This window comes from Actinomyces sp. HMSC08A09, assembly GCF_001807465.1.
Classification (GTDB): Bacteria; Actinomycetota; Actinomycetes; order Actinomycetales; family Actinomycetaceae; genus Actinomyces; species Actinomyces oris.
Genome location: NZ_KV789120.1, coordinates 50,632 through 68,511, shown reverse-complemented (window position 1 = coordinate 68,511; position 17,880 = coordinate 50,632). Strand labels below are relative to the sequence as shown.

The 17,880-nt window shown below is 68.3% G+C and carries 15 protein-coding genes; 3 read left to right on the top strand and 12 right to left on the bottom strand.

Translation table 11 applies throughout. The annotated features are described in order from the left end of the window. Positions 1–220 precede the first annotated feature (220 nt). The 9 genes from HMPREF3165_RS06485 to HMPREF3165_RS06445 all read right to left on the bottom strand — a co-directional run bounded on the left by HMPREF3165_RS06485 (position 221) and on the right by HMPREF3165_RS06445 (position 10,652). Entirely contained in the window at positions 221–991 is a 771-nt protein-coding gene (locus HMPREF3165_RS06485) for a succinate dehydrogenase/fumarate reductase iron-sulfur subunit (RefSeq protein ID WP_003789384.1), read from the bottom strand. Continuing rightward, positions 988–2,988 (bottom strand): fumarate reductase/succinate dehydrogenase flavoprotein subunit, encoded by a 2,001-nt coding sequence (locus tag HMPREF3165_RS06480; protein ID WP_070511644.1) that lies wholly within the window; start codon positions 2,986–2,988, stop codon positions 988–990. The genes HMPREF3165_RS06485 and HMPREF3165_RS06480 overlap by 4 nt, the downstream gene beginning before the upstream one ends. A gap of 12 nt (positions 2,989–3,000) precedes the next feature. After that, entirely contained in the window at positions 3,001–3,753 is a 753-nt protein-coding gene (locus HMPREF3165_RS06475; protein ID WP_176747014.1) for a succinate dehydrogenase cytochrome b subunit, read from the bottom strand. Positions 3,754–4,140: 387 nt separating this feature from the next. Then, entirely contained in the window at positions 4,141–4,746 is a 606-nt protein-coding gene (locus tag HMPREF3165_RS06470) for a GNAT family N-acetyltransferase (RefSeq protein WP_070511641.1), read from the bottom strand. 24 nt (positions 4,747–4,770) lie between these two features. Next, positions 4,771–5,529, bottom strand: coding sequence for a tRNA (adenosine(37)-N6)-threonylcarbamoyltransferase complex dimerization subunit type 1 TsaB (tsaB, locus tag HMPREF3165_RS06465; RefSeq protein ID WP_070511637.1), 759 nt, complete (start codon positions 5,527–5,529; stop codon positions 4,771–4,773). A gap of 9 nt (positions 5,530–5,538) precedes the next feature. Beyond that, positions 5,539–6,588, bottom strand: coding sequence for a hypothetical protein (locus HMPREF3165_RS06460; RefSeq protein WP_070511636.1), 1,050 nt, complete (start codon positions 6,586–6,588; stop codon positions 5,539–5,541). Then, a complete protein-coding gene (tsaE, locus tag HMPREF3165_RS06455) occupies positions 6,585–7,223 on the bottom strand; it encodes a tRNA (adenosine(37)-N6)-threonylcarbamoyltransferase complex ATPase subunit type 1 TsaE (protein ID WP_070511635.1) in 639 nt (212 codons plus the stop codon). The genes HMPREF3165_RS06460 and tsaE overlap by 4 nt, the downstream gene beginning before the upstream one ends. Before the next feature lie 80 nt (positions 7,224–7,303). After that, positions 7,304–8,620, bottom strand: a complete 1,317-nt coding sequence (alr, locus tag HMPREF3165_RS06450) for an alanine racemase (RefSeq protein ID WP_070511634.1) — start codon at positions 8,618–8,620, stop codon at positions 7,304–7,306. A gap of 121 nt (positions 8,621–8,741) precedes the next feature. Beyond that, positions 8,742–10,652, bottom strand: a complete 1,911-nt coding sequence (locus HMPREF3165_RS06445) for a bifunctional ADP-dependent NAD(P)H-hydrate dehydratase/NAD(P)H-hydrate epimerase (protein ID WP_070511633.1) — start codon at positions 10,650–10,652, stop codon at positions 8,742–8,744. 198 nt (positions 10,653–10,850) lie between these two features. Between HMPREF3165_RS06445 and HMPREF3165_RS06440 the strand changes: the two genes are divergently transcribed. After that, positions 10,851–11,330 carry a holo-ACP synthase gene (locus HMPREF3165_RS06440; protein WP_009747565.1) on the top strand — a complete coding sequence of 160 codons (480 nt, stop codon included), beginning with the start codon at positions 10,851–10,853 and terminating at the stop codon, positions 11,328–11,330. Positions 11,331–11,406: 76 nt separating this feature from the next. Here the strand turns inward: HMPREF3165_RS06440 and glmS are convergent, their stop codons facing one another. Continuing rightward, positions 11,407–13,311 carry a glutamine--fructose-6-phosphate transaminase (isomerizing) gene (gene glmS, locus HMPREF3165_RS06435; RefSeq protein ID WP_070511631.1) on the bottom strand — a complete coding sequence of 635 codons (1,905 nt, stop codon included), beginning with the start codon at positions 13,309–13,311 and terminating at the stop codon, positions 11,407–11,409. Positions 13,312–13,483: 172 nt separating this feature from the next. Between glmS and coaA the strand changes: the two genes are divergently transcribed. Continuing rightward, positions 13,484–14,467: a type I pantothenate kinase gene (gene coaA / locus HMPREF3165_RS06430; RefSeq protein WP_070511629.1), complete on the top strand. Its 984-nt coding sequence runs from the start codon at positions 13,484–13,486 to the stop codon at positions 14,465–14,467. A 533-nt stretch (positions 14,468–15,000) separates the two neighbouring features. On the opposite strand, the gene HMPREF3165_RS12870 is transcribed toward coaA, so the two are convergent. Both HMPREF3165_RS12870 and HMPREF3165_RS12865 read right to left on the bottom strand, forming a co-directional pair. Beyond that, the gene (locus HMPREF3165_RS12870) at positions 15,001–16,065 is read right to left on the bottom strand and encodes an alpha/beta fold hydrolase (protein WP_141745024.1); all 1,065 of its coding nucleotides are present in this window, start codon (positions 16,063–16,065) and stop codon (positions 15,001–15,003) included. A gap of 28 nt (positions 16,066–16,093) precedes the next feature. After that, the gene (locus tag HMPREF3165_RS12865) at positions 16,094–16,534 is read right to left on the bottom strand and encodes a helix-turn-helix domain-containing protein (RefSeq protein WP_083303232.1); all 441 of its coding nucleotides are present in this window, start codon (positions 16,532–16,534) and stop codon (positions 16,094–16,096) included. Positions 16,535–16,843: 309 nt separating this feature from the next. Between HMPREF3165_RS12865 and HMPREF3165_RS06425 the strand changes: the two genes are divergently transcribed. Beyond that, positions 16,844–17,851, top strand: a complete 1,008-nt coding sequence (locus HMPREF3165_RS06425) for a ketopantoate reductase family protein (protein WP_070511627.1) — start codon at positions 16,844–16,846, stop codon at positions 17,849–17,851. Positions 17,852–17,880: the final 29 nt, after the last annotated feature.

The window sequence follows — 17,880 nt, the reverse complement described above, 5'->3', positions numbered from 1 at the left end:
TTCGACGCCGTCGGGGACAGCAATCCCGTCACCGTACGCGCAACATGCCCCCGTCCGGCAGAGAATGCCCCCGCACGCGCAGAAAGTCCCCACCGGCGTGCGCTGGTAAAAGGTATGCACGTAGAACACCACCGAGCCGGGCACTTTTCGCGACTCCCGACAGAATGTCTGGAGGACGACGCGAGAAGTGCCCGGCTCGGTATGGAGTGAGGCAGGTGGATCAGTGGGCGTGCTGGCCCTTCCACAGGGCGTGGCCGAGATCCCGGTTGAGGCGCGAGATGACCTCGAGCGGAACCGACTTGGGGCACACGGCCGCGCACTCGCCGATGTTCGTGCAGCCGCCGAAGCCCTCGGCGTCGTGCTGGTTGAGCATGCTCACCACGCGAGCCAGGCGCTCGGGCTGACCCTGCGGCAGCAGACCCAGGTGCGAGATCTTCGCACCGGTGAACAGCATGGCCGAGGCGTTGGGGCAGGCCGCCACGCAGGCACCGCAGCCGATGCAGGCGGCGGCCTCGAAGGCGGCGTCGGCCTTCTCCTTCTGCACGGGCACCGAGTGGGCCTCCGGGGCCCCACCGGTGTTGACCGAGATGTAGCCACCGGCCTGGACGATGCGGTCCAGGGCGGAGCGGTCCACGATGAGGTCGCGCAGCACCGGGAAGCCGGTGGAGCGCCACGGTTCGATCGTGATGGTGGAGCCGTCCTTGAAGGAGGGGTCCTCCGCCAGGTGGCGCATGTGCAGCTGGCAGGTGGTCGAGCGGATGGGCCCGTGGGCCTGCCCGTTGATGACCACACCGCACTGACCGCAGATGCCCTCACGGCAGTCGGAGTCGAAGGCCACCGGCTCCTTGCCCTCGGCGAAGAGCTGCTCGTTGAGCAGGTCGAGGACCTCGAGGAAGCTCATGTGCTCCTCGATCCCGCTCATGGCGTACTCCTCGAAGTGGCCCTTCGAGTCCTGGTTCTTCTGGCGCCAGATCTTGAGCTTGATGTTCACTTGTAACTCCGCTGCTTGAGCTCGATGTCCTTGTAGACGAGGTCCTCCTTGTGGAGGATCGGCGGCTGGTTCTCCCCGCCCCACTCCCAGGCGGCGACGTAGAGGAACTCGTCGTCGTGCCGCAGGGCCTCACCCTCGGGAGTCTGGGACTCCGCCCGGAAGTGGCCACCGCAGGACTCCCGCCGGTGCAGGGCGTCGATGCACATGAGCTCGGCCAGCTCGAAGAAGTCCAGCAGTCGGCCGGCCTTCTCCAGGGCCTGGTTGAGCTCGTCGGCCTGGCCCGTGATGCGGGCGTCGCGCCAGAACTCCTCCTTGAGGGCCCGGATCTGCTTGATGGCGTCACGCAGCCCGGCATCGCGCCGTTCCATGCCACAGTACTCCCACATGATGCGGCCCAGGGCCATGTGGAAGTCGTCCACGCTGCGGGTGCCGCGAAGAGCCATGAGGCGGGCGACGCGCTCCTCGACGGAGCGCTTGGCCTCGGCGATCTCCGGGGCGTTGGGGTCGACCTTGCCCAGGCGCAGCATGTCCGCCAGGTAGTCGTTCATGGTGTCGGGCAGGACGAAGTAGCCGTCGGCCAGCCCCTGCATGAGGGCGGAGGCACCCAGGCGGTTGGCGCCGTGGTCGGAGAAGTTGGCCTCTCCGGCGATGTAGAGGCCCGGGACGTTGGACTCCAGGTCGTAGTCCACCCACAGGCCACCCATCGTGTAGTGCACGGCGGGGTAGATGCGCATGGGGACCTCGTAGGGGTCGTCCCCGGTGATGCGCTGGTACATCTCGAACAGGTTGCCGTAGCGGGCAGAGACGGCGTCCTTGCCCAGGCGGTCGATGGCCTCGGAGAAGTCCAGGTAGACGCCGCGACGCATCATCCGCTCGTTGCCGTTGGCGTCGCGCTCCTTGATGGCCGGTCCCACGCCGCGACCCTCGTCGCACATGTTCTTGGCCTGGCGGGAGGCGATGTCGCGCGGCACGAGGTTGCCGAAGGCCGGGTAGATGCGCTCGAGGTAGTAGTCGCGCGCCTCCTCGGGGATGTCGCGCGGGTCCTTGTCGCAGTCCTCGGCCTTCTTGGGCACCCAGATGCGTCCGTCGTTGCGCAGGGACTCACTCATGAGGGTGAGCTTGGACTGGAAGTCCCCGGACTGCGGGATGCAGGTGGGGTGGATCTGCGTGTAGCAGGGGTTGGCGAAGTAGGCGCCCTTGCGGTGCGCGCGCCACACGGCGGTGGCGTTGCACCCCATCGCGTTGGTCGACAGGAAGAACACGTTGCCGTAGCCGCCACTGGCCAGCACGACGGCGTCGGCCAGGTGGGTCTCGATCTTCCCGGAGACCATGTCGCGGGTGACGATGCCACGGGCGCGACCGTCGACGATGATGAGCTCGACCATCTCGTGGCGACGGAACTCCTTGACCGTGCCGGCGTGCACCTGACGCTCGAGGGCCTGGTAGGCACCGATGAGGAGCTGCTGGCCGGTCTGGCCGCGGGCGTAGAAGGTACGGGAGACCTGCACGCCACCGAAGGAGCGGTTGTCCAGCAGACCGCCGTACTCGCGGGCGAAGGGGACACCCTGGGCCACGCACTGGTCGATGATGTTGGCGCTGACCTCCGCCAGGCGGTAGACGTTGTCCTCACGGGCGCGGTAGTCACCGCCCTTGACCGTGTCGTAGAAGAGCCGGTAGACGGAGTCGCCGTCATTGCGGTAGTTCTTCGCGGCATTGATACCGCCCTGGGCGGCGATGGAGTGCGCCCGGCGAGCCGAGTCCTGGTAGAAGAAGACCTTGACGTTGTAGCCCTGCTCGCCCAGGGAGGCGGCCGCGGCGCCGCCGGCCAGGCCGGAGCCGACGACGATGATGTCCAGCTTGCGGCGGTTGGCGGGGTTGACCAGCTTGGCCTCGAACTTGCGCTGCTCCCAGCGCCGATCGATCGGGACGGAGTGGGGGGCCTTGGTGTCGGCGATCTTCTCGCCCTCGTAGTACAGGCCGTCGATGAGTTCAGTCATAGTCGTTCACTCTCAGTGGGTCGCCGTAGCACACTCGGCGAAGTGCTCGGCGGAGGAGCCGATCGCGTCACAGAACTGCGGGTAGTAGTCACCAGTGGCCATGGGGGCATCGACATAGCCGAAGAGGATCGCCGTCGGAACAGCCACGAAGGCGGCGAACAGCGCGAAGGCCAGCACGAAGGCGATCAGCCGGATGAAGGGGATGGTGTTTCCACGCACCGCGCCCAGCGTCTGCAGGGCGGACCACACGCCGTGCCACACGTGCAGGCACAGGGCGGCCAGAGCGACCGCGTAGATGAGCCACACCCACCACAGCTGGAAGCCGTAGTACATGTTCAGGTAGGCCCGTCCGTGCACGTAGTGTCCCCCCGGCGTCAGTGACAGGGTGGTGTACTGCAGGAGGTGCCAGATGATGAACAGCAGGAGGATGACGCCGCCCCAGCGCATGGTGCGCATGGCGTAGCGAGAGGCGAAGTACTCGGCGCCGGGCTTCTTGACGGCGTACTTGTCGTTGCCGCGGGCCCGCTTGTTGCGCGCCCACAGGTGGAAGGCGCTGCCGGCGTGAGCCAGGAGGCAGGCCATGAGAGCCAGACGGAGGATCCACAGGACACCGCCGTAGGGCATGATCGGCACCAGCAGTGCTCGCAGGAACACGGCGTAGTGATCGTAGGCGACCTCACCCTCGAAGTAGTGCAGGTTGCCGTAGGCGTGGAAGAGGACGAAGAACAGGAACACCAGTCCCGAGATCGCCATCATGCGCTTCATGAAGACGGTCGTGGAGAAGGCGGTCCGCCTCTTCAGGGAAGGAGCAGATGTTTTGGCCACGGCAGAAGGCTAGCCGGGCACCGGCTCCCGTAGGCGCGATCTGCGCTCCACCAGCGATGTTGGGGAGACGATCCGCGGAATCCTGGGGATCTCAACGGGTCTCGATTCGTCATTCAACGCCGCGGAATATGCTGACGCCGACGTCTGAGGCCTCCTTTTCGTCACGGGGGCGTCAGCCAAATCTGTGAAGTGGCCGACACTCGCTGCTTGTCCTCCCGCGGCCCGTGTTTATCTCCGGTCGCTGCAGCATCCATCTGCTTCTTCAGGCCCAGCGCAATCCGTCCAGTCGAACACCAGGGCTTGCTCCCGGTGAGTCGCCCCACGGCCTCAGGCCTCGCCCGGATCACCGGCCTCGGCACCGACCGGCCCCGGGCGCGGGCGCAGAGTCAACCGCATGACCACGGCGTCCTCCGGCGGAGCCTGGTAGTAGCGGCGGCGCCGGCCAATGGGGACGAACCCGCGCCTGGCGTAGAGCCGCTGGGCGACCTCGTTGGACTGGCGCACCTCCAGCAGGACATCGGGGCAGCCCACCTCCCGGGCGGTGGAGACGAGCTCGGTGAGCATGAGGGAGGCGATCCCTCGTCCGCGCGCCGCCGGGACGGTGGCGATGGTCAGCAGGTCCGCACTGGTCAGCCCACCGGCGTGGTAGAGCCCGGCGTAGCCCAGGAGCCGTGGCCCATGCGACCCGGTTCCAACAGCGCGATCCGCGGCGTCATCGGCGTCACCGTCGCCATCGCTCTCTTCGGACTCGACGACGACGTAGCGGCGGTCCGCCATCGGCCCGTGGGAGGCCGCCAGCTCGGCGGCCAGCAGGTCACGGCTCCAGGCCTCGGCCCCGAAGAGCTCGCCCTCGAGTCGGGCGACGGCCTCCAGGTCCCCCGCCGCCATCTCCCGCAGCCCGGGGCCCCGGCCCGCTCCGGTCACCTCGGGCACCTCAGTGTCCTTCTTCGCCCGAGGTCAGCGCACGCGCTTGCGAGCGGCAGGCATCTGCACGTCGGCGTGGCGCAGGTAGAGCGGCTGCGTGCTCAGCTCCTCGCCGCGCTCGAGGCGGGCCAGGGCGATGCGCACCTGGGTCAGGGCGTCGCCGGAGACGGGGGCCAGGGCCTTCTGGCAGGAGGCCATCTCCGCCAGCTCGGGGTAGAGGGAGGCACCGGAGCCGGCCACGACGTCGATGCCTCCACTCCCCCCGCCCGGTCCCGGTGCCTGCTCGGCGAGGCGCTGGGCGACCTGGGCCGGGGGGCAGACGATGATCTCGGTCAGGCGGGTGACGTCGTCGGGACCGTTGGCGCGGAAGAGTGCCGTATAGACCTCGCGCCTGCGGGCGTCGGTGGCGACCAGGACGACCGGACCCGCCTGTCCTTCCTGGGCTCCGAGCTCGTCCAGGGCGCGGCGGGCGACGGCGTCGAGGCTGGAGACCCCGTGGACGGGGACGCCCCGGGTGCGCCCGACGACCCCGGCCGTCACCAGCCCCGCACGCAGACCGGTGAAGGGGGCCGGCCCGGTGGCGGCGACCACGGCGTCCAGCGGGCGCTCGGCCGCCTCGGGGGTCGACAAGGCCCGGGAGAGCATCTGTCCGAGGGACTCGGCGTGACGGCGGGTATCGGCCTGTTCGTCCTGGCTCAGCACCTGCAGGGCGCGTGCGCCGGCGGCGGAGGGGGCGGCGTCGACGACCGCGAGCTGAGTCCCCAGGGAGGAGTCGATGGAGAGGATTCGCACCGGACCAGCCTATGCCCTCGGGTCTCGTGGCAGGTTGACGCGGCTCTCGGGGATCGTGTCCCCCAGGGTCTCACCGGCGGTCGCATCGGCGTCGTCCTCGGCCCCGTCCCCCAGGAGGGACAGGTCGATGGCGGCGCGGGGGATGCCCCGGCGTACTGCCGCCCCCTGGGTGTCGGACTCGTCCCGGCTGAGCCGGTCGGCGCGCTCGGCCATGTCGGCGCGGTTGCGGGCCTGGCGCAACGGGGCGGTCACCTTGCGCTCGTGACGGACCGTGATGATGACGGTGACGATCCCGACGACGACGACCGCCAGGACCGGGCCCCAGATCGCCCAGCCCCCCGTGGTGGAGCGCTCCTCGCCCTGAGCGGCGGAGGTCTTGGGCTTGGATCCGGCACGTTCACGCAGGATCTCTCCGTAGTCGCGCAGCTCGATGGGGCCGGCCAGGCGCCGCGTGGCGGCCTCCCCCATCGCCGTCACCGTGGTGCCGTTCAGCGAGTACCAGGCGTTGGCGTTGCGGTCGTGGACGAGGTGGGCCTCGCCCATCTGGTCGACGTCGGTGGCCAGGTCGTCGTCGAAGACGGGGGTGCAGGTGGCGTGCCCCTTGTCATGGACCACCTCGAGAAGACCGACGGGCTTGCCGCCCGACGAGACGGTCGCGGCCCAGTCTCCGGTGTCAACGGGTTGGGCGGAGGGCTGTGAGCCGTCGAGGAAGCCGGAGGCCCAGGTGTAGACGCTGCGCGGATCACCCACCGTGATCTCGCCCTGCTCGCCAGTGCTCTGACGCACCTGCGCCACGCACTCGCTCTCCATGAGCGCCTTGGCCTCGTCGCGCGAGTCGGCGTCGGCTGGGACACCCGCCACGCCGCCGGCCGATGTGATCGTCGTGAGGCGGGGGCCGGTGTCGGCAACGGCTCGGGCCAGCCCCGGGGTCAGGAGGCAGACACCCAGGAGCGTCACCGCCGCAGCCGGCAGGAGCAGGCGCCGAGGACGCCGGGAGCGCTGGGCGGGCCGGATGGGGGTGGCGTTGCGGACCGGTGCCACGGTGGTGGGAGTGTTCACAGCGGCGCTCCCGGCTGACAGGAGGCGTCTGCGGCCAGTGGGCTCAGGTCGACGTCGGCCCAGCGCGGACCGACGGCGCGCACGATGATCGTCCGGTTGCCGTCGTCGACCTCGCCAAGGTCCACGACCGGCTCCCCGACCACCGAGCCGGCGGGAGACTCCGCCCCGGCGGGGGCGTCCTCGAGCTGCGGGTGCTCGGCGCGCACGGCTCCGTGGGGGCGCATCACCTGGATCTCCAGGCGGTCGGGGCTCAGGGCCTCGACCTTCTCCTCGCCCCACTCGACCAGGGTGACGGCCCGATCCAGGGAGGAGTCCAGGTCGAGGGCGTCGATCTCCTCCAGGGAGGTGATCCGGTAGGCGTCCACGTGGATGAGGTCGGGGCCGTCGGACAGGGCGGGGTGCACGCGGGCGATGATGAAGGTGGGTGAGGAGACCCGGCCGCGCACCTCAAGGGCTGCGCCGATGCCCTGGGCGAGCGTGGTCTTGCCGGCCCCCAGCCCGCCGGAGAGCATCACGAGGTCACCGGCGCGCAGCAGGCGGGCCAGGCGGGCCCCCAGTGCCCGGGTCTCGTCGGCGTCGCCGGTGGCGACGGTGATCCCGGGGGCGGTCTGCGGTGTGTGCGGCGCTGGGCTCATATTCCCTCCTCTTCCGTGCATGGATCCGATGGTGGAGCCGGTCTGCCCGGTGGGGACCGGCGATATCCGACGTCTGCTGTCTAGGGTCGAGAGTAGTCGCCGGTGCCAGGTTCCCCGATGTAGCAGCGCGGGACACGAGCTCCCAACCGGGTCACGATCTCGTAGTTGATGGTGCCGCATGCCTGCGCCCACTCATCCGCGGTGGGGACGGCTTCCTGGTCTGATACCTCGGGGGCTCCCCAGAGCACGGCGGTCTCCCCGACCCGGGCCGGTGCCGGCAGGGGCGCTCCGGCCTCGTCCACGGCCGGGCCGAGGTCGATGACCACCTGGTCCATGCACACCCGCCCCACGATGGAGGTCATGAGGCTGCCGACTCCCACGGGACCGGCGGAGCTGGCGGCGCGGGGGATGCCGTCGGAGTAGCCCAGGGGCACGAGCCCCACCCAGCGATCAGTGGGGGCGCTCCAGGTCCCACCGTAGGAGACGGCCTGCCCGGCCTCGATGCGCTTGACCTGCACCAGCGGGGACTCCAGGCGCATGGCGGGCCGCAGCCCGAGCTCGGCGCCGGTGGCCACGGAGGGGTCGGGACTCAGCCCGTACAGGCCGATGCCTGCGCGCACCAGGTCCATGCGGGCCTGCGGGTGCCACAGGAGTCCTCCGGTGGCGGCGAGGTGGTGAGTGGGCGGGTTGAGGCCGGCGGCGCGGACGACCTGCTCGGCCTGCCGGAAGCGCTCCAGGTGCTCCTCGGTGGAGCCGCTGGCCGGCTCGTCGGCGCGCGACAGGTGCGACCACAGGCCGACGACGTCGACCGTTCCCTCATCCTCGGCCCGCCTCAGCGCGGCGGCCAGGGCGGGCAGCTCCTCGACGGTGGCACCGCCGCGCGACATGCCGGTGTCGACCTTGAGATGGAGACGCGCCGCCCTCCCCTGCGCCCGGGCCGCCGCCGACAGGGCCTCGAGCTGGGGCAGGGTGGAGACCGACAGGTCCAGGTCGGCCGCCAGGGCGGCACGCAGGGGCGAGTCCTCGGCGGCCGCTCGGTCAGGCTCCATGACGGGCAGGAGCCAGGTGAGGAGCCGGGGGGCCTGCGAGGTGGGCTCCCCCGCCGGGCGGCTCACACCGGCCTCGTCCAGAAGGGCACGCAGAGTCAGGGCCTCGGCGAGCTGGGCCACCCCCAGCCAGGAGGCTCCCGCCGACAGGGCCGTCAGAGCGACCGGCCCCAGCCCGTGACCGTAGGCGTCGGCCTTGACCACGGCCATCCACGGCACGCCCGCCACCTGCGCCAGGCGCCGCCCGTTGTGAGCCACGGCCGCCAGGTCGACGACGGCCCGCGAGGTAGTGGCCGCCGGCGGTGGCGCGCACTGGGCGACTGCCGGGCGCGGAGCGGCGGACGGGGGCATTGCGGCTGAGTCCGGGGAGGTGGTCACGGCGCGATTGTCGCACTGGGGCCGGTGGCGCCGCTGTTTCCTGGCGCACGCCTCCGGTCAGGAGTCCTGACGGATACCGCGTGGCTGACGCGTCTCAGGCGTGGGGCACCGCCTGGAGCCAGTTGAGCTCGAGGCGGGCCGGGCCGAGGGCAGCGGCGATGTCCAGGGCGGCGATCGGGTGCCCGCCGGTCCCCGCACCCGCGGCGCCCTGCGGGCTTGCTGCGGCATAGGCCCCCGCGAGCGCGTGCAGTCTGACGCCGGCGGCCACTGAGTCGACCAGCGTGTCCAGGACCGGGTCCGACCCCGAGGCATCCGACGCGCCCGTCTCCCAACGGGCGGCCGCGCCGGCCAGGACGGCTCCGAGGATCCCGGCGAGCACGTCCCCGCTTCCTGCGGTCGCCATCCAACCGGGTCCTCCGTCCACGCTGACCAGGGGGCGCTGCGGTGCGGCGATGAGGGTGGTGGCCCCTTTGAGCAGGACGGTGGCGCCGGTGCGGCGGCAGAGCTCGCGGGCGGCGAGCCCCGGGTGGGCCTCGACGCGCTCGCGGCTCCAGCGATGGGTCTCCTGGGCCGGCGTCCCCGTATCCTCCAGCGCGATCAGCAGCGCGGCGGCCTCTCCGGCGTGCGGGGTCAGCACGTGCAGCGGCGTGCAGCTCAGGTCCTCGGTGAGGAGCTCGGGCAGGATGCTCAGGGCGCCGGCGTCGACGACGGTGGGGACCGGGCTGGGGCACTGCCGGTCTTTGCCGCAGGGACCCAGGGTGGAGGCGAGGACGGTCCGCACCTCATCGGCCCTGGTGGTGTCGGCGGGGTCGATGCCCGGCCCCAGGACGAGCGCCTGAACGCGTCCGGCGGCGGGGACCACCTCGGGGCGGGCGGCCAGGACGAGGTCCTCCACGCGTCTGGGGGCGGACAGGCGCACCATGCCGGCGCCGGCGCGTACCGCGCCGCTGGCGGCCAGGACGGCGGCGCCGGGGTAGGACTCGCTGCCGGCCCACAGGCCGACCACGCCGCGGGTGTACTTGTGGTCTTCGGGCCCGGGCTCGCCAACGGCGCGGGTCAGGTAGTCGCCCAGGGCGCCGTCGACGGGGCGGCGGGCCAGGGGCCGGCTCGTGGGCGCGGGCAGTCCGAGGGGGACGACGTCGACGACGCCGCACAGGTGCCGGGCCGGGGGCAGGCACTGGCATCCCTTGAGGCAGGTGAAGGTGACGGTATGGTCGGCGGCCAGGACCGGGCCACTCACTGTGCCGTCGTCGACGCCGGTTCCGCTGGGCAGGTCGACGGCGATGACGCGCAGCGGGCGACGCCCCGGCTCCCCGGCGGCGATGAGCGGGGCGATGAGGGCGGCGGCGTCAGGTCGCAGCGCCCCGGTGGCGCCGATGCCGGTGAGCCCGTCCAGGACGAGTCCGCCGTGGACGAGGAAGGCCTCGATAGCGGCCATGGCCTCGGCGGAGTCCTGGCCGGTTCCGTCGTGGCTGCGGTAGCCGGCGCCGTGAATGGTGACGCCGTGGCCGCGGGCCTCCTCCAGGGCGACCGGATGGGGGTGCTCGGTGGCGAGCACGGCGCTGACCGCGCAGCCGCTGTGGGCGAGCAGACCTCCAGCCAGGAGGGTGTCGGCCCCGTTGTGGCCGCCACCGACCAAGAGGAGCACCGGGGCCCCGGAGATCCATCCGGGGCCGGTCTGCGCCCCCGCCACCTCACCTGCTCCTCCCAGCGGCGTCGCCGGGGACAGCGGTGACGCTGGGGTGGCGGCCGCCCCCATGGGGCTCATCGAGGTCAACGGCGCCGGAACCGGCCGGGCGGGGGCCACCGCGGCGCCCGCGGTGCCGGTTCCTTGGCGCAGCTCGCGCAGCGCCGCCCGGGCCACCGCGTGGGCGGCGGCTCTCATGTAGCGGTCGGTGCCTGCGGTGACGGGGGCCTCCGCGGCCGCTATCTCCTGAGCAGGCCAGGCGCAGGTGGTGGGGTCGGTGACGTCGTGGGAACGCGGGAGGTCATTGAGGTCACTCATCCGTCCCATTGTCCTCCGCTCCGCTCTCCTCGCCCCTCCAACACGGCTTTGAGACGGGCAGTTTCACAGAGCAAGACCTCGCGTATGGCCGCCGGCCCGCATTGCCCGTCCGCGACCAAGCGCCAAGAAGTTGTCTCTTCCAGAATTGGGTGGCGCGTTCACCCCTCGCGCTGCCCGCTCACCCGGCACAATGGCCGAGTGATCCGCGCTGTAGGGACCGACCTGGTTGATATCCCCCGCCTCGAAGGCTACATGGACCGGGTACCCGGCCTGCGCGAGCGGCTCTTCACCCCCGCCGAACTGGCCGCCTGCCAGAAGCGGGCCGCCTCACTCGGGGCGCGCCTGGCGGCCAAGGAGGCGGTTCTCAAGGCCCTGGGTTCGGCCTACGCCGAGCTCGGGCTGGACGCACCCCAGGGCTGGGAGTACCAGGATATCGAGGTGACCTCCACGCCCGGCACCCCACCGCGCCTGCGCCTGACCGGGGCGGCCGCCATGGCCGCCCGCCAGGCCGGCATCGGCCACTGGCACATCTCCCTGGCCCACGACGGCGGTATGGCCCAGGCCTTCGTCGTCGCCCAGGCCGATCACGTCGACAACGACGACGACCTGACTCTGTCCTCTCAACGCTCACAGGCCCGCACGAAGCAGCAGATCCGGTCCCTGCGCCCGGCCCTGTAGACGGTAGACGACGGCGCCGAGCCCGAACTGCGGGCTCGGCGCCGTTGCGGGGCGAGTCGACGTCTCGGCGTCGGTCCTACTCGACGGTGACGGACTTGGCCAGGTTGCGCGGCTGGTCGATATCCAGCCCCTTGGCCCCGGCCAGCGCAGCGGCGAAGATCTGCAGCGGCACCACGGTCAGCAGCGGCCACAGGATCGTGGGGGTGACGGGCATCCGGATGATGTGGTCGGCGAAGGGCTCGACGTCGGTATCCCCCTCCTCCGCGATGACAATGGTACGCGCGCCGCGGGCCCGGATCTCCTGGATGTTGGAGATGACCTTGTCGTGCAGGACAGGACGGCGCGGGGTGGGCACGATGACGAAGACCGGAAGACCCTCCTCGATGAGCGCGATCGGGCCGTGCTTGAGCTCACCGGCGGCGAAGCCCTCCGCGTGGACGTAGGCGAGCTCCTTGAGCTTGAGCGCCCCTTCCAGCGCCACCGGGAAGCCGACGTGGCGGCCCAGGAACAGGAAGGAGGACTTGTCCGCCAGCTCGGAGCCCAGCTCACGCACGCGGGCCTCCTCGTGGTCCAGGACGTGCTGGATGCGGTCCGGCATGGCGGCGAGGTTGTCCAGGTACTCGGCGACCTCGTCGGGCCACTTGTTGCCGCGCAGCTGGGCCAGGTAGAGCCCCAGCAGGTAGCAGGCGGTGATCTGGGCGAGGAAGGCCTTGGTGGAGGCCACGGCGACCTCCGGGCCGGCGTGGGTGTAGAGGACGGCGTCGGCCTCGCGGGCGATGGTCGAGCCGTAGGTGTTGACGATGGCCAGGACCTTGCTGCCTTGCTCGCGAGCGTGACGCACGGCCTGGATGGTGTCCATGGTCTCGCCGGACTGGGAGATGGCCACGGTCAGGGTCTTCTCGCTGACGACCGGGTCGCGGTAGCGGAACTCGTGGGCGAGCTCGACCTCCACGGGGATGCGGCACCAGTGCTCGATGGCGTACTTGGCGACGTGCCCGGCGTAGGCGGCGGTGCCGCAGGCGATGACGATGATCTTGTCGACGCTGCGCAGAACGGCGGGGTCGATGCGCATCTCGTCGAGCTGAAGCTCACCGCGCTCGTCGACGCGGCCGCGCAGGGTGTCGGCCACGGCGGTGGGCTGCTCGTGGATCTCCTTGTCCATGAAGGTGTCGTAGCCGCCCTTGACGGCTGCGGAGGCGTCCCAGGAGACCTCCCAGGTCTTGGGCTCGACGGCGTTACCGTCCTTGTCCCAGACGTGGACGGCGTCGGCGGTCAGCAGGAGGACCTGGTCGTCGTCGACCTCGGCGGCCTTCTTGGTGAAGGCGACGAAGGCGGCGACGTCGCTGCCCAGGAAGTTCTCGCCCTCGCCCAGGCCGATGACCAGGGGGCTGGAGCGGCGGGCGGCGACGATCGCTGCGGGGGCCAGGTCGGTGACGGCCAGCAGCGCGAAGGCGCCCTCGAGGCGGGCGGTGACGGCCTGCATCGAGGCGACCAGGAGGTCGGCGACCCGGGTCGGGTCGGAGGCGGCGGACGGGTCCTGGCGCAGACGGGCGGTGAAGTCGATGTCCAGGACGTGGGCGACGACCTCGGTGTCGGTGTCGGAGAGGAGCTCGCGCCCGGCAGCCTCGACCTCCTCACGCAGCGGACGGAAGTTCTCGATGATGCCGTTGTGGACCACGGCGAGGTGGCCGGCGCGGTGGGGGTGGGCGTTGGCCGTCGTCGGGCCGCCGTGGGTGGCCCAGCGGGTGTGTCCGATGCCTGCGGTGGCGGGAGCCGGCGGGGTGGCCTCAAGGATGGCGCGCAGCCCGGAGAGCTTGCCCGCCTCCTTGATGACATCCAGACCGGAGGGCCCCACCAGCGCGACGCCCGCAGAGTCGTAGCCGCGGTACTCCAGACGGCCGAGGCCATCCATGAGAACGGTCAGGGAACGGGAGGAACCAGTTTCACTCAGAGGGCCGACGTGGCCGACAATTCCACACATGCTCCGATCGAATCATGCCGGCGCGGCGTTGACAACGAGCGCAGGCACACGTCGATGTGATCTCGGCGTGATCTCTGCGTGATCCCGTTCCCCGCCAGCACCCCACAGGCGCCCCGACGGGCCCCATTCGTTCCTCGGGGATTGTCCGCCGGGCGTCTTCATTTGCGACACTGTGTCAGTGACATCCGAGCTGAGCGACCCGAGTGACCTGGGTATTCCGGACGCCTCGCCCTACATCGAGCTGGACCGGGACCAGTGGTCCGCCCTGGCGTCCTCGGCGCCGCTGCCGCTGACCCAGGCCGATGTGGAGAAGCTGCGGGGACTGGGAGACCCCATCGACCTGGCGGAGGTCGACGCCGTCTACCGGCCCCTGACTGCCCTGCTGGAGGACTACATCGCCACCTCGCGCGAGCGGGCGCACCGCACCGGCGCCTTCCTGGGGGTGAGCGAGCCGCCCACGCCCTTCATCGTCGCGGTGGCCGGGTCGGTCGCCGTGGGCAAGTCGACGACGGCGCGTCTCATCGCCCACTTGCTCGCCCGCTTCCCGGATACGCCCCGGGTGGATCTGGTGACCACCGACGGTTTCCTGCTGCCCAACCGGGTCCTTGAGGAGCGAGGACTCATGGCCCGCAAGGGATTCCCCGAGTCCTACGACCGTCGCGCCCTGCTGGAGTTCGTCGCGGCGGTGAAGTCCGGCAGCGAGCGCGTCCAGGCGCCCGTCTACTCCCACACGGTCTACGACATCATCCCGGACCGGCACGTGACGGTGGAGCGCCCCGACATTCTCGTGCTGGAGGGACTCAACGTGCTCCAGCCCGCCCCGCGGGGATCGCGGCCGGGGGCCTCGGCGCTGGCGGTGAGCGACTTCATCGACTTCTCGATCTACGTCGACGCCGACCCCGACGACATCCGCCGCTGGTATCTGGACCGGTTTCTCACCCTCAAGCACACGGCCTTCACCCAGCCGGGCTCCTACTTCCGGCGCTTCGCCGAGATCCCTGACGACGTGGCCCTGGCTGGAGCGAACGAGATCTGGGAGAGTGTCAACCTGGTCAACCTGCGCGAGAACATCGCCCCCACCCGAGGGCGGGCCACCCTGGTCCTGACCAAGGACGCCGAGCACCGCATGAGCCGGGTCCTGCTGCGCAAGTCCTGATTCCTCCTCGCGCTGAGACTCCAGCGGGGGCGAGCCGCCTGGGGGTGGGAGTCGTCCGCCGGCTCCTTGGAGGGGCGGGCCGCCCGCTGTCGCCGTGCAGGCCTTGGGCGCGCACTGCACGAGGGTCGGGTGCTACTGCGGGAGGGTTGGGTGTACTCCGGGTAGGTAGGACCTTCGTGCAGTGCGCACAACCCCTGGCCAGTAGATCCCCACCCTCGTGGAGTAGACCGCACCAGAAGAGGGACATGCCCGAACCGGCATCAAGCGTGCACCGTCAGCAACCCGAAGAGGGGCCAAGGATGTCCACATCGGTGACAAAAGGCCCAGGCCGTTCTCGTGGTGACGAAACAAAACCGCATGATTTCAAGGTTATCGTTCACGCGACCTGGAGTTCGAACATCCCTTTGTCACCGATATGGACACCAACAGGCCGATTCCCCGAAGAGTCCAGTGCAGCACCCAGCGTTAACACCGCGGTGTCGGCACCGATTTTAATTTTCAGAAAACACTCCTATCCCACTCCTGCAACAAGGTTAACGAAGATCATCGACGGCCTTGATAAAAACCTCAGGTTGTTCAGAATGAATATCATGACCGCTTTTAACGTTGTCGACTAGAGTGCCACGAGAGAGAAGCGAGTGGACACGCGACGCATCACGATCATCCATAGCACCGAGCAGCACCCCACGACCATCATAGTAGCCCCGCATATTTGATGGATGAGCAGCATGTAAAATAATTGACGGACAGCGAACAGCCTTCAGTGTTTCCGCCTGATTAAAACCAGCAAACCACGAGAAATCATAGAAGGTCTCACCAAATCGTAAATCATAAGCGCCCGTACCATCCTGCAAGTTAGCCGTCAAGTCGAAGAACTCATTGACATGCAGCTCAGGAGGATAATACCAAAGGCGCGGTATTTCGCCAGGGTGGCGCCTCATGTAATCGAGGGCAGGACGCTTAACAAACACATCAAAGTTCTTTTGCCCAAGAACTTGCGCAAGATAGGTGTGCTCAAGCGAGTAGCGGGTGAAATTTCGTTCACCGCTTCGCAAAAAACGATGCATATCGCGAAACCCGAGCCAAGCAAATGTCTTCTCAGCCCTTCCAGGTTCAGTCGCAAAGAATGGCGCATCCTCAATCAACAAACCAGTGACAAGCTGCGGAGCCCTGGCGGCAACGATAGTCGCCAACAGACCTCCCGAAGAGTGACCGGAGATCAAGACTGGAGACTTGATAACGTGCTGGATAAACCACACGAAATCAATCGCATTCTTGATCGCCGTATAATCTGCCGGATTTTTACTCGATCCACCATGGCCATAACAGTCGACCGCAAACACGTGATAGCGTTGAGATAGTTCTCCGAGCACCGCACTATAGTCCCTCCACGTTGTTTGTTGACCGTGGACCAACATGAGCGGCGAACCATTGGCCGGCCCCTCACCATAGTGAATGACTGAACCGCTCGGCAGCGTTACCTGCCTTTCGACAAAACCAGCACGACGAACAACCGCCTCCGCAGCCCGATCATACGTCATATTTCGATGAGCATAATAAGTCACACCCCCTCCGAGCAGGCCAAGCACGGAGCACATTATTATCAGCACACGCACCCTCTTTCGCTTAGTTTTCAGTATTGTCATGTGCCGCACGATGGTCCCCCTCCACATGACGAGCAGCCTGCACAAAGAACTGCGTATCCATCAAGGCGAGCCCCCGGTCGACATCGCCAATCAGTAGGAGCTCATCACCAGCCTTAATATTGAAAACCTTTCTGGCACGGACCGGAAGCGTAAGTCTTCCATCCTGATCGATCACAACGGTGCCAAATATGTATTTGCCGGGGCGATCGAGCATGGCAACAAATGAAGTGTCACCGTTGACAAGATCGTCGATCGCAACATCGAACACCTGCGCTAACCGAACACATGAGGAAATGTCGGGATTACCACCCGGAGCCTCCCACTTGGCAATGGTCTGTCGAGAGACACCAACTTTGTTTGCCAACGCTTCCTGAGTCCAGCGATGCTTTTTACGCAAGGTGGCGATGTTGCTACTAATCATAAACAAATAATAAAACAGCACACTGTGGTCGTCAATCAAACAATACAGACACAATGAGGTTTGCATGTTAAAAATAGTGGCATCCGCACCTGTTTGAATCACACCAGAACCCACTCTTCACCAGTCTGATCTGACGACCTTCCTGGGGCGGGCCACCCTGGTCCTGACCAAGGACGCCGAGCACCGCATGAGCCGGGTCCTGCTGCGCAAGTCCTGAGCGCCCGTCCCTGAAGCCACCGTGAAGGCGGTCTGAAACCGGAGGGCAGCAGACTCAAGGTCATGACAGCACAGGAGACATGCACGGCTCCGATGAGCATCCTCGTCGTCGGCCTCGGAGTCATCGGGACAACCTACGGATACCTTTTTCAGAAGGCCGGTCACCACGTCGAGCACCTGGTGCGACAAAGCAGTACGAGGGCCTCAGTCAGCTCGCTCGAGGTCGAGATCCTCGATGGCAGGCGTGACCCGAAAGGCTCGCTGTCCCAGGACCAGTACACCGTTCACCACCGGGGACACACGAGCTACGACCTCATCGTGGTCTCGGTGCCGCAGGGCAGGATCGCCGAGGCAATGGCCGCCCTCCGTACGGGTGGGATCGAGGGACCTGTGCTTCTGTTCTGCGGGTTCTGGGGAGAACGCAAGGAGCTCGACCGTTTGATGGCCGGCCGCGATGTCCTCCTGGGGTACCCGGTGGCGGGCGGGAGCATCACGGGAGAACGGCTCACCTGCTGCGTCTTCGACCACGTCATGCTGGAGCGGCACGACAAAGCCCGTTTCCCGGGCTACGAGGGGGTGGAGGCGCTGTTCGGCTCCTGCGGCATCAGCCTCGAGCACCCCCATGACATGCTCGAGTGGATCTGGCTGCATATGGCGATCAACGCCGGTGTCGGTGCCGTGGCAGCAATGTACGGCGACGTCGAGGACACGACGCGCGCCGCCGAGCAGCTCATGGGCTCTACCAGGATGCTCGCCCGGGTGGTCAAGGCGATCCGGGAAGCATCAAGGATCGTGGCCTCGCGCGGCGTTGATCTGAGGCGCTATCGCAGCGAGATGCTCGTCTATCGGCTGCCGACCGCCGTGTCCGCACCCCTCATGAAGCGGATGTTCGCCAGGAATCTCCTCACCCGACGGATCATGACACTGCATGGCAACACCGCTGACCTGTTGTTCGTGTGCCGGACCGTCTACGAGCAGGGCCGGGCCAACGGAGTCTCTGCGCCCATCTTCTACAGAAGCTACGAGGCGGCCCAAGACAAGGCCACCCGTCACGATCAGCACCTACCTGGCATGGTCCGTGAACGGAACGAAACGGCGTGAAACCGAGTGGCGTCGCAGTGAAGCCGCGG

Coding starts and splice junctions, on each gene's coding strand:
- HMPREF3165_RS06480 (WP_070511644.1), bottom strand. CDS start 2,988: ATGACTGAACTCATCGACGGCCTGTACTACGAGGGCGAGAAGATCGCC.
- HMPREF3165_RS06475 (WP_176747014.1), bottom strand. CDS start 3,753: ATGAAGCGCATGATGGCGATCTCGGGACTGGTGTTCCTGTTCTTCGTC.
- tsaE (WP_070511635.1), bottom strand. CDS start 7,223: ATGAGCCCAGCGCCGCACACACCGCAGACCGCCCCCGGGATCACCGTC.
- alr (WP_070511634.1), bottom strand. CDS start 8,620: ATGCCCCCGTCCGCCGCTCCGCGCCCGGCAGTCGCCCAGTGCGCGCCA.
- HMPREF3165_RS06445 (WP_070511633.1), bottom strand. CDS start 10,652: ATGAGTGACCTCAATGACCTCCCGCGTTCCCACGACGTCACCGACCCC.
- glmS (WP_070511631.1), bottom strand. CDS start 13,311: ATGTGTGGAATTGTCGGCCACGTCGGCCCTCTGAGTGAAACTGGTTCC.
- HMPREF3165_RS12870 (WP_141745024.1), bottom strand. CDS start 16,065: ATGTGCTCCGTGCTTGGCCTGCTCGGAGGGGGTGTGACTTATTATGCT.
- HMPREF3165_RS12865 (WP_083303232.1), bottom strand. CDS start 16,534: ATGATTAGTAGCAACATCGCCACCTTGCGTAAAAAGCATCGCTGGACT.
- HMPREF3165_RS06425 (WP_070511627.1), top strand. CDS start 16,844: ATGAGCATCCTCGTCGTCGGCCTCGGAGTCATCGGGACAACCTACGGA.